The organism is Lentzea sp. (assembly GCF_036380075.1).
GTDB lineage: Bacteria > Actinomycetota > Actinomycetes > Mycobacteriales > Pseudonocardiaceae > Lentzea.
Window position 1 is genome coordinate 1 of record NZ_DASVFL010000002.1, and the last position, 11797, is coordinate 11797.

The window sequence follows — 11797 nt, forward strand, 5'->3', positions numbered from 1 at the left end:
ACGCAACAGCAAGCCGCCCAACGAAACAGGCGTGCCATCAACCCACGAACGGCGCCGGAGAGGCTCCTTTGGGAGTGCCGGGGGTTTGGGGGCGGAGCCCCCAAGAAACCCAAGACCCCTCAAGCAGACTCCCGCCGAACCAACACGGTAGGCAACATCTGCTTCTTGGACTTCACAGTCTCATCCCGAAGCAACTTCACCAGGTGCTCCACCATGTGCTTGACCTGCTCATCGGAGTCCTGCCGAACAGAGGTCAACGGCGGCGAAGTGTGCTCAGCGATCGCGACATGGTCGTCGAACCCGACCACGGCGACATCCTCGGGAACCCGCCGCCCAGCCTCCTGCAACGACTCCAAAGCACCGGCAGCCATCAGGTCGGAAGCGACGAACACGGCATCCAGCCCGGGAACCCGCCCGAGCAGAGCGGACATGGCCTTGCGCCCACCCTCCCGGGTGAACCCGCCGTCCTCCATCAGCCGAGCAGCGGCACGGTCGTCCAGCCCCAGAGCGGACTTGAACCCGTTCATCCGATCGATGGCCGACAGCTCGTCGACCGGTCCGGAGACGTGCACGATCTTCCGCCGCCCGAGCGACTTCAGGTGCTCGGTGGCGAGGACGGCGCCGCCCTCGTTGTCGTTGTCGACGAGGTGCATCCCCCGCAACGACCCCCAGGGCTTGCCGGCGTAGACCACCGGCAGCGGCAGCTTCTTCACGATGGAGACGAGCTCGTCGTTCCGGTGCGGCGCGAACACCAGCGCACCGTCGACGTGCCCGCCCGCCAGGAACCGGTGCGCGCGCATCTGGTCGTCGTGCGAGTGCACGAGCATCAGCACCATCTGCACGTCGACGTCGGCCAGCGCACGCGCGCCGGCACGGATCAGACGGGCGAAGTGCGGGTCATCGAAGATCTTGGGCTCGGGCTCGGAGAACAGCACGGCCACGGCGCCGGTGCGGCGGGTGACCAGCGCCCGCGCGGCGCGGTTCGGCTGGTAGCCCAGCGCCGTCACGGCTGCGTTGACCGCCTCCAGCGCTTCGGGACTGACGCGCGGGGACGCGTTCAGCACTCGTGACGCCGTGGCGCGGGAGACCCCAGCCCTCGCGGCAACGTCTTCCAACGTCGGACGCGCGTGGATGGACACGAGCACCACTCCTCGATGAAAACCTTTGATCCGCTAAGCAGCTTAGCCCCAAAGGATCTCCCAGGAGGGTTTCCGCGCTGTTCACCGAGTTTTTTCGGCTATCACCGCTGCGCCCGACGCCTTCGGAGCACGCCCGCGCGGCGTGATGGAAACGCGGAGCAAGCCGTCCTCCCGGCGTGTCGTGGCCTCCAGGCCGGCACGGGCGGCGGTGCGCACGAGCGCGGTCTCCGTCGGCAGGCACCACGCCACCAGCTCCGAGTACCCGGCGGCGCGGGCGTCGGTGGCCAGCGCGCCGAGCAGGGCGGTGCCCACGCCGCGGTGCTGCCAGGCGTCCTCGACCAGCAGGGAGATCTCGGCCGACTCGGGGGTGCCGGTCTGGATGAGCTGGCCGAGCGCCACGACCTGGTCGGCGCACTGGGCGAGGACCGTGGTGCCGCGCGGCGGGCTGAGCAGGCGGTGCAGCCAGCGGCGGGGCAGGGTGCGCATGCCCGAGTGGTAGCGGTTGAACAACGTCCTCATGGAACAGCGGGAGTGCAGGTCCGCGACCGCGTCCTCGTCGGAGCCGGTGCCGGGCCGCAGGACCAGGGCCGCGCCGTCGTCGCTCAACGCGCCGCGCAGCGCGGGTGCCGGGGCGTCGACGAGGTCGAGCAGCGCCTGGGCCCGTGCTAGCTCGACCTGGGTGAACCTGGACCAGCCGCGCCGCGCCGCCCACTCTCCCAGCTGGACCTGGCCCTCGCCCGCCTCGCCGCGGGTCACCGCGTCCGCGGCCAGCACCCGGCGCAGCGCCTCGGCCGTCCGGTCGGGATCGGTGAGGGCGGTCCTGGCGGCGCGCAACGCCGCCGTGGGCTCGTCCACCAGGTCGCGCAGGTCGGCGCTGGTGATCCCGACGCACTTGGCGCCCTCGCTGCGGACGGCTTCGACGAGGTCGGCGGGCAGCACGCCCTCACCGGCCCGCACGACGATCTCGTCGAGCACGCCGCCGGGGACGGGGATCACGTGCAGCGCGAGGACGTTGCAGTCGGCCGAGGCCAGCCGGACCGTGACGCGTGCGAGCGCGCCGGGGCTGTCGCTGAGTTCGAAGCGCATGCGCCAGGTCGTCGTCATGACACCAAGAGTTCATCGAAGTTGTTGCCGCGAGGCGAACCACGGGTAAAACGATCGAAATAGGGTCGCGCCATGAGGAGATCTCTGGCCGCGGGCCTCACCCTGCTCACCGTCACCGCGCTGGCCACGCCCACCGCCGCCGCTCCCGAGGCGGCCCGTCCCGGGGCGCAGAAGCAGGCGACGCTGACGAACTTCGCCTCCCTCCCGGCGGAGACGTTCGTGCCCGGCAGCGAGCCCAGCGGGTCCGCCCTCGGCACGGCCCCGGTCAACGGCGTCACGCCGCCGTTCGCCGACCAGCCCGTCCAGGGCTTCAGCGGGGTGCTGCGCAACAGCGACGGCACCTACGACGTGTTGTCCGACAACGGCTACGGCACGAAGGCCAACAGCGCGGACTTCAACCTGCGCATCCACCGCGTCGCGCCGGACTTCCGCACCGGCCGGGTCGACGTCCTCGGCGGCATCACGCTGACCGACCCGAACGCGCACATCACGGCCCCGCTGACGCGCGCCGACCGCGTGCTGACGGGCGCGGACCTCGACGTCGAGTCGTTCACCCGCGGTGCGGACGGCACCTACTGGGTCGGCGACGAGTTCGGCCCGTACCTGCTGCACTTCGACCGCGCCGGGCGCCTGCTCGCCGCGCCGGTGCCGCTGCCGGGCGTGCGCGCTCCGGAGAACCCCGAGGGCGGCGCGAACCTGCCCGGCAGCAAGGGTTTCGAAGGTCTCACGCTCTCCCCCGACGGCAGGACGCTCAACGCCCTGCTGGAGGGCACGGTCGCCGGCGACGAGCCGGGCACGTTGCGCCTCAACGAGTTCGACGTCGCCGGGAACCGCTACACCGGCAGGAAGTGGCTCTACCGGCTGGAGAACCCGGGCTTCGCCATCGGTGACGCCATCGCCGTGGACGCGAACCGGTTGCTGGTCATCGAACGCGACGGCGCCCAGGGGGCCGACGCCCAGGTCAAGCGCGTCTACCTGGCCGACAAGCGCGACCGCGACCGCGACGGCAAGCTCGACAAGACGCTGGTCGCGGACCTGCTCAACCTCGCGAACCCGAAGCACGTCGGCGGCCAGGCGGACCCGTTCCGCTTCCCGTTCACGACGATCGAGGACGTCACGATCCTCGACGACCGCACGATCGCGATCCTCAACGACAACAACTTCCCGTCGTCTTCGGGCCGTACGCCGGGCAAGCCGGACGACAACGAGTTCATCACCATCCGGCTGGCCGAGAACCTGCACGCCGACCCGCGCGTGCTGCGCCGCCGGTAGTCGGTCAGAAACACGAGAGCGCTCCCACCCGTGGACGGGAATGTCCGGCGGTGGGAGCGCTCTTGGGCTGAACAGAGGTGGCTAGACGGTGTACCCCTGGGCGGGCAGGCCGTTCTGCCCGATGATCCGCGACAGCGCGACGGCGCTCTCCTTCACCGTGCGCTGCTGCGTCTCGAAGTCGACGTGCACGATCCCGAACCGCTGCGAGTACCCGGCGGCCCACTCGAAGTTGTCGAGCAGCGACCACGCGAGGTAGCCGCGGACGTCGGCGCCCTCGGAGATCGCCCGGTGCACCGCGCGGACGTGGTCGAGCAGGTACTTCGTCCGCTGGGTGTCGGCCACCCGGCCCGTCTCGTCCACGGTGTCCGGGAACGCGGACCCGTTCTCCGTGACCACGAGCGGGATGCCGTCGGTGTCGCGGGACAGCCGGACCAGCAGCTCCGTGAACGCGTCGGCGTTCTGCTCCCAGCCGAAGCCGGTGACCTCGCCCTGCGGCGGCTGCAACGCCACACCGCGCAGGCCCGCGTGCGGCCCGGCCGGCACGAAGTCCGGGTCGGCGGGGGCGACGCGGGTGGGGTTGTAGTAGTTCACGCCGATCCAGTCGACCGGGGTGGCGATGGTCTCCATGTCCCCGTCGCGCACCACGTTCGTCCAGTCGCCCAGCCACGCTGTGTCGTGCAGGACGTCGAGCGGGTAGCCGCGGCCGAGGACCGGGTCGAGCAGGACGCGGTTCTGGAGCCCGTCGACCTTGCGGACCGCCTCGGCGTCGTCGCCGTAGATCGTGCTGAAGTTGAGCACGATCGACAGCCGGTGCGACTCGGGTGCCTGCGCGCGCAACGCCTGCGTGGCGAGGCCGTGGGCGAGCAGCAGGTGGTGGGCGGCCTCCAGCGACGCCGCCGGGTCGGCGATGCCGGGGGCGTGGATCCCGTTGCCGTAGCCCAGGAACGCCGACACCCACGGCTCGTTCAGGGTCGTCCAGGCCTGCACCCGGTCGCCCAGCCGTTCGTGCACGATGGCCGCGTACTCGGCGAACCGGTAGGCGGTGTCGCGGTTGCGCCAGCCGCCGAAGTCCTCGAGCACCTGCGGCAGGTCCCAGTGGTACAGCGTGACGAGCGGCTGGATGTCCCTCTCCAGCAACGAGTCCACGAGCCGGTCGTAGAACGCGAGCCCGCGCTCCTCGACCTGCCCGCTGCCGCTGGGCTGGATCCGGGGCCACGCGACCGAGAACCGGTAGGCGGCCAGCCCGAGCGAGGACATCAGGTCCACGTCGGCCGCGTACCGCCGGTAGTGGTCGCAGGCGGGGTCACCGGTGTCGCCGGCGAGGACCTTGCCCGGCGTCGCGGCGAACGTGTCCCAGATCGAGGCGCCACGACCGTCCACAGTGGTCGAACCCTCGATCTGGAACGCCGCGGTCGCCGCTCCCCAGAGGAAGTCCGGCGGGAAGGTCAGCACCTCCCGCCCGACCTCGACGTCCGAGTCGGTCGTCATGCATTCACATCCTTGTTGTGGCTTGGTCCCTGCCGGGACTCATCCCTTGACTGCGCCCTGCATGATGCCGCCGACGATCTGGCGGGACAGCAGGACGAAGATCGCGATCACCGGCAGCACCGCGAGCGAGGCGCCGGCGAGCATCAGCGAGTAGTCGGTGTAGTAGCCGCTGGCCAGCGTCGACAGCGCCACCTGCACCGTCGGGCTGTCGTTGGGGTCCAGCACGATCAGCGGCCAGAAGAAGTCGTTCCACGCGGTCATGAACGTGAACATGCCGAGCACCGCGGCCTGCGACCGCACCGCGGGGAACCCGACGTGCCAGAACGTCCTGAACACCGAGCACCCGTCGACGCGCGCCGCCTCGATCAGCTCGTACGGCACGGTCTCCTCGCACGCCTGGCGCATCCAGAACACCGAGAACGACCCGATCAGCACCGGCACGATGACCGCCTGGAGCGTCCCGTACCAGTCGAGGTCGGACATCAGCATGTACAGCGGGATCACGCCGAGCTGCGTCGGCACCATCGCGGTCCCGAGCACGACGAGGAACAGCGAGTCGCGCCCCTTGAACCGCAGCCGCGCGAACGCGAACCCGGCGAGCGAGCCCAGCACGACGTTCGAGATCGCCACGGTGGCCGCCACGACGAACGAGTTCTGCATGGCGAGCCAGAAGTCGACGGTGTCGAAGACGCGCGTGACGTTCTCGACCAGGTTGCCGCCGGGGACCAGCGGCGGGGTCTTCTCGCCGAGGACCGAGTTGTCCTTCGACGCCACGATGAACGAGTAGTACAGCGGGAAGATCGACGCGGCGAGCACGGCGACCAGGAACCCGTAGAGCAGCGGTCCTGCCTTCGCGTTCTTCATGCGATCACTCCTTGCCCGCGATGCGCCGCGTCAGCGTGAAGTTGACGATCGCGACCAGCAGGACGACCAGGAACAGCATCCACGCGACGGTGGCCGCGTAGCCGGCGTCGAACAACCGGAAGCCCTTCTCGTACATGTAGAGCACCAGCGTCTGGAACTGCCGGTCCGAGCCACCGGTCGAGTTGCTGGTGGCGAACGCGGGGTCGAACAGCGCGGGCTCGACGAACAGCTGGAGCCCACCGATCGTCGAGGTGACGACGGTGAACAGGATCGTCGGGCGGATCGACGGCACGGTGATGGACCAGAAGATCCGCCAGCGCGAGGCACCGTCCAAAGTGGCCGACTCGTACATGTCCTTCGGCACCGACTGCATGGCCGCCAGGTACAGCAGCGCGTTGTAGCCGGTCCAGCGCCACATGACCATCGTGGAGATGGCGAGGTGCGACGCCCACGTCTCCGCGCGCCAGTCGATCGGGTCGATCCCGACGAGGCCCAGCAGGAAGTTGACGATGCCGAAGTCGCGGCCGAAGAACTGCGCGAACACCAGCGCGACCGCGGCGACGGAGATGACGTTGGGCAGCAGCACGCCCGCCCGCCAGAACGCCCTGCCGCGCAGACCCCGGTCCAGCAGCGCCGCGAGCCCGAGCGCGGCGAGCAGCTGGGGCACCGTCGACAGCACGAACAGGCTGAGCGTGTTGAACAGCGCGTTCCAGAAGTTGCCGTCGGCGAACAGCTTCACGTAGTTGTCGAGGCCGACGAACCCCTGGTCGCCGTCGATGAGCTGCCAGTCGTGCAGTGACACCCACGCCGTGTAGAGCAGCGGGTAGAGCCCGAAGACCCCGAACACCAGGAAGAACGGCGCGATGATCAGGTACGGCGTGTACCTGGCGTCCCAGTTGCTCAGCCGGAAGCGCTTCGGCTCGGTGGAAGGCGAAACCGAGGCGGCCGGGGCCGCCTCGGTCTCCTGGCGCGTCACCGTCACTTGGCGGCGTCCGCTGCTTCCTTCAGGGCCTGCGTCCACGCGTCAGCCGCGGACTGCTTGCCCTGCTCGACGCGGGTGAGCGCCGTGCCGAACACCGGTCCGACCTTCGAGTCCTTCGTGCCGCGGTAGGTCGGCTTCAGCGACTCCGCCGAGGTCGCGAAGATCTGGCCCACCGGCGCCTTGTTGAAGTACTCGTTGACCGTGGCTTGCACCTCGGCGTCCTGGTAGACCTTGGGCTGGCTCGGCAGGTTGCCGGTCTCCTTGAAGATCCGCTTCTGCTGCTCGGGGGCCGTCAGCCACTTGGCCAGCTCGTAGGCCTCCTTGGGGTGCTTGCCCTGCTTCGGGATGGCGAGGAACGAGCCACCCCAGTTGCCGCCGCCACCGGGCGCCGTCGTCACGTCCCACTTCCCGGCCGCCGCGTCGCCGGCACCCGCCTTGATCAGCGCGAGAGCCCAGGCCGGGCAGGTGGTGGTGGCGAACGAACCCTGCTTCAGGGCGACGTTCCAGTCCTGGCTGAACGGCTCGAGCGCACCGGTCTGCTGCTTGGTGCCCAGCGCCGCCGCCGTCTCGAACGCGGTCTTGACCTTGTCGTTCTTCTCCGCGATGTACGAGTCGTCCTTCGCGGAGAAGTAGCCCTCCTCGGTCTGGTCGAGGATGGCCTTGTAGACGTTGCGACCGGTGTCGACGAACTTCACGTTCGGCGTCTTGGCCGTGAACTGGTCCGCGACCTTCGCGTAGTCGGCCCACGTGGGCCACAGCTTCGCGACCTCGGTCCGGTCCGTGGGCAGGCCGGCCGCCGCGAACAGGTCGCTGCGGTAGCACAGCCCGAGGCTGCCCATGTCCGTGCCGAGCCCCAGCACGAACTCGCCGTTGTCAGCGGTGCCCTGGTTCCACTTCCACCCGGCCCACTGGTCCTTCAGGTCCTTCGCCCCGTACTCGGACAGGTTGACGAACTTGTCCTTGGAGGCGCGGAACTGCGAGATCACGCCTTCCTCGAGGGCGACGATGTCCGCCGCACCACGTCCACCCGCGAGCTGGGTCGCGAGCTGCGTGTTGTGCTGCTCCATCTTGACCTTGCGCTGCTCGATCTTGATGTTCGAGTGCGAGGCCTGGTACTCCTCGATGAGCTTGTCGTACCCGAAGTCGGAGAAGAGGCCCAGCGACAGCTCGACCTTGCCGTCGGCCGCTGAACCCCCGCCGCACCCCGCGGCCAGAACCATCGTGAGGGTCGCAGCCACGCTGCCGACCAGCCTTCTGTCCATCCGTTCCGTCCTCCTCGACGACGCCGGTGTGGCGCAGCTAACTGTGGTGAGAGCGCTCTCACACTCAACTGGCGAGGCGCGGGTGTCAAGCGGTCGACATCGTTCCGTAACTTTGTGGAGGCGGGCAACAAAAACCTGCACCGAATCGGCGAACGCCCCCGCGACCGTCTCGACCGGTTCGCCCAATACCGCGAAGAGGGACGACCGGGCCCTCGCTCCGGTCGTCCCTCACCCCAGGTAGAGGGGCTGGTCGTCGAATCGTGACGCGCGGGCCCGAAGATTTTTCGACGGTTTCGGGTTCGGGCGCGCGGGAGGCGGGTATGGCCCGCGATTCACCCAGGTGGGCGAGGCCGGTCAGTCCGAACGCGCGTCGGGACGGCTGTGTGGCGCGAGGCCGACCTCGCCGGAACCCGGACACCGCCCGCCGAACACACAGCGGAGGCCCGGCGCCAAAGCACCGGACCTCCACCGATCCCCCGGCCGCGCGGCCCCTGTTCCGCGCGCCCCAACCCGCCGGCCCGCCCCGACAGCGGGGCCGGGCGGGGCGTCTCCTACGCCTCGGCCATCCCGGCCACCACCGAGCTCCGGGCCGCCCGCCGAGCCGGCAGCACCGCAGCCACCACGGCCGCGACCACGGCCAGCCCGAGCATCACCCCGATCTGCACGACCGGAACCGAGAAGCTGACCTTGAGCTCGGAGTTCGACAGCGCCTCGACGAGCAGCCAGCCGAACCCGGCCCCGAGCAGCACCCCCACGACCGCGCCGATCAGCGCCATCAGGATCGACTCGACGACCAGCATCTGCCGCAGTTGTCCGCGGGTGAGGCCGAGGGCCCGCAGCAGAGCCGACTCACGGGTGCGTTCGAGCACCGAGAGCGTCAGCGTGTTCGCGATGCCGAACAGGGCGATGACCAGCGCCAGGCCCACCAGGGCCCAGATGAACAGCAGGATCTGGTCGAGCTGGCCGTTCAGCTCCGCCTTGGTCTCGGCGGCGGAGTTGAGCACCGCGACCGGGGAGGTGGAGATGACGCGGTCGAGGTCGGCGCGCGCTGTGGCGACGTCGGTGCCCGGCGCGAGCTTGACCAGCAGCTTCTCGTAGCCCTTCGGCGGTTCCTTGGACAGCGCGGTGGCCGCGGGCAGCGTCACGATGCCGGTGCCGTAGGTGTTGTCCTTGACCAGCGCGACGACCTTGAAGCCCTTGCCGCCGAGCTGCACGGTGGAGCCGACGGACAGGCCCGCGCGGATGGCGTCCTTCTCGCGCATCGCGATCTCGTCGTCCTTCAACGTCCCCAACGGGCCGTTGGTGGTCTCGGCGCGGACCAGCGAGCCGATCGCGTCGGCCGGGTAGCCGGTGACGTAGGCGTACTCGAGCTGCGGCGACTCGGTGGACGCGGTGAGCTCCGGCGCGATCTTCGCGACGTTGCGGACCTTCGCGAGCTCGTCGGCGAACTTCTGGGTCAGCGGCTGGCTGTAGACGCTGGAGCTGACCTCGTAGTCGGCCGGGAAGCGGTCGTCGACCTTCTGGTTCATCGTCTCGCGGGCGCTGCCGGCGACGACGGTCACCATCGCCACGATGGTCACGCCGATCATCAACGCCGCGGTCGTGGCGGCGGTGCGCTTGGGGTTGCGGCCCGCGTTGGCCGAGGCCAGCTTCGACGGGACGCCGCGCAGCGCCTTGCCGAACAGGCGGTTGACCGGACCCACGTACAGCGGGCCGAGGAGCAGGACCGCGAGCAGCAGGACCATGGTGCCGCCGCCGGTGATGAACAGCGCGGCCTCTTCCTCCTGCTTCATGCCGAGGACGACGGCCGCGACACCGATCGCGGCGACCAGCGCGGCGACGACGATGCGGACCTTGCCGGTGCGGGCGACGTCGTCGTGGCTGTCCGGCTGCGAACGCAGGGCCGCCACGGGGGCGACGCGGGTGGCGCGGCGGGCGGGCAGCACGGCCGACAGCACCGTCACGACGACACCGACGCCGAAGCCGGCGGCGATCGTCAGCCACGAGAGCGGCAGGCGGATCTCGACGTCGCCGCCACCGCCGCCGACCGAGCCGACCAGGACCTGCAGGGCGGCCGAGACGCCGAACCCGCCGAGGATGCCCAGCACGGACGCCGCGAGCCCCATGAAGACCGCTTCGGCGAGCACGCTGCGGAACACCTGGCCGCGTTCCGCGCCGACGCAGCGCAGCAGCGCGAGCTCCTTCGTGCGCTGGGCGACGAGGATCGTGAAGGTGTTGTAGATGACCATGCCCGCGACGACGAGCGAGATCGCGGCGAACGCGAGCAGAAAGGACCTGATCTCGCCGGCGGCGTCACCGACCTGCTCCAGCGTCGCCTTGGTGAGCTGCTCGCCGGTTTGCACCTGGTAGCCGGAGCCGACGACGGCCTTGATCTTGTCCACGAGCTGCTGCTGCGACACACCGGGTCCGGCGACCGCGACGATCTCGTAGATGCGCTGGTCCGGGATCAGCGTGCGCATGCCTTCCGGCGACACGATGACGTGGTCGCTGCCGGACATGGAGATGCTGCTCGTGCCCTGCTTGTAGGTGCCGACGATCGTGTACGCGTGCTCGGCGTTGTCCTTGTCGAGCAGCTTGAGCCGGTCACCGACCTTGACCTTGGCGATCTGCGCGGTCTTGGTGTCGACCGCGACCTCGTCCGCCCTGCCGGGGAACCGGCCGTCCTGGAGGTCGAAGTCGCGCAGCTTCTCGGTCGTCGGCAGCGGCTGCACCAACGCGTTGCGCGCCTTGCCGTCGCCGCCGAGCAGGGCCGCGCTCCCGAACTCGCGGGAGTCGGCGCCCTCGACGCCCTGCGTGGAGCGGATCCTGCCCAGGAGGTCGGCGGGGATGCCGGTCTCCTGCGCGTCGCGGTTGTTCTCGTCCAGGTGCACGGCGGCGTCGACGTTGCGGGCGCTGCGGGCGAAGTTGTCCCTGGTCTGGGCCTCGACGGCGTCACCGAGCACGAGCGTGCCGGTGACGAACGCGACGCCGAGCGCGATGGCGATGCTGGACAGCACCAGCCGCGCCGTGCGGGCCCGCAGACCCGCGAGGATGGTCTTGAGCATCTACCTCACGCCCCCAGGTGCGTGAGGGCGTTCACGACGGACTCGGTGGTGGGCTGGTGGATCTCGCCCGCGAGCCGGCCGTCAGCCAAAAGCACGACGCGGTCGGCGTAGCTGGCGGCCACCGGGTCGTGCGTCACCATGATCACGGTCTGGCCGAGCTTGCGGACCGACACGCGCAGGAAGTCCAGCACCTCGGCGCCGCTGCGGGAGTCGAGGTTGCCGGTCGGTTCGTCGGCGAAGACGACCTCGGGGCGGGCGACCAGGGCGCGGGCGCAGGCCACGCGCTGCTGCTGGCCACCGGACAGCTCCGTCGGCCGGTGCGACAACCGGTCCCGCAGCCCGAGGACGTTGACGATGGTGTCGAACCACTGCCGGTCGGGCTTGCACCCGGCAAGTTCCAGGCCCAGCAGGATGTTCTGCTCCGCGGTCAGCGTCGGCAGCAGGTTGAACGCCTGGAACACGAAGCCGACGCGGTCGCGGCGCAGCTTCGTCAGGTCCTTGTCGCCCAGCTTCGTGATCTCGGTCTGTCCGATGTGGATGGACCCGCTGTCCACGGTGTCCAGTCCCGCCAGGCAGTGCATCAGCGTGGACTTGCCGGAACCGGACGGGCCCATGATCGCG

9 protein-coding genes are annotated in these 11797 nt (G+C 69.9%); 1 reads left to right on the plus strand and 8 read right to left on the minus strand.

Features of this window, described 5'->3' with window-relative positions:
• Positions 1–119: 119 nt before the first annotated feature.
• Positions 120–1139, minus strand: coding sequence for a LacI family DNA-binding transcriptional regulator (locus tag VF330_RS00215; protein WP_330849385.1), 1020 nt, complete (start codon positions 1137–1139; stop codon positions 120–122).
• Between the two features lie 81 nt (positions 1140–1220).
• Positions 1221–2243 (minus strand): GNAT family N-acetyltransferase, encoded by a 1023-nt coding sequence (locus tag VF330_RS00220; protein ID WP_330849386.1) that lies wholly within the window; start codon positions 2241–2243, stop codon positions 1221–1223.
• 72 nt (positions 2244–2315) lie between these two features.
• On the opposite strand from VF330_RS00220, the gene VF330_RS00225 reads away from it, so the two are divergent.
• On the plus strand, positions 2316–3515 hold the full coding sequence (locus VF330_RS00225) for an esterase-like activity of phytase family protein (RefSeq protein WP_330849387.1): 1200 nt from the start codon (positions 2316–2318) through the stop codon (positions 3513–3515).
• A gap of 81 nt (positions 3516–3596) precedes the next feature.
• Here VF330_RS00225 and VF330_RS00230 read toward each other — a convergent pair whose 3' ends face one another.
• From VF330_RS00230 to VF330_RS00255, 6 genes are all read right to left on the minus strand, one after another.
• Entirely contained in the window at positions 3597–5003 is a 1407-nt protein-coding gene (locus VF330_RS00230) for a GH1 family beta-glucosidase (RefSeq protein WP_330849388.1), read from the minus strand.
• A gap of 39 nt (positions 5004–5042) precedes the next feature.
• Complete coding sequence (locus VF330_RS00235) at positions 5043–5867, minus strand: carbohydrate ABC transporter permease (RefSeq protein WP_330849389.1); 825 nt, start codon at positions 5865–5867, stop codon at positions 5043–5045.
• Positions 5868–5871: 4 nt separating this feature from the next.
• Positions 5872–6771, minus strand: a complete 900-nt coding sequence (locus VF330_RS00240) for a carbohydrate ABC transporter permease (protein WP_414675307.1) — start codon at positions 6769–6771, stop codon at positions 5872–5874.
• A 74-nt stretch (positions 6772–6845) separates the two neighbouring features.
• Positions 6846–8111, minus strand: coding sequence for an extracellular solute-binding protein (locus VF330_RS00245; RefSeq protein ID WP_330849390.1), 1266 nt, complete (start codon positions 8109–8111; stop codon positions 6846–6848).
• Positions 8112–8662: 551 nt separating this feature from the next.
• A complete protein-coding gene (locus VF330_RS00250) occupies positions 8663–11176 on the minus strand; it encodes an ABC transporter permease (RefSeq protein WP_330849391.1) in 2514 nt (837 codons plus the stop codon).
• Positions 11177–11181: 5 nt separating this feature from the next.
• Positions 11182–11797: ABC transporter ATP-binding protein (locus VF330_RS00255; protein WP_330849392.1), on the minus strand; the 616-nt coding region annotated here is incomplete at its 5' end.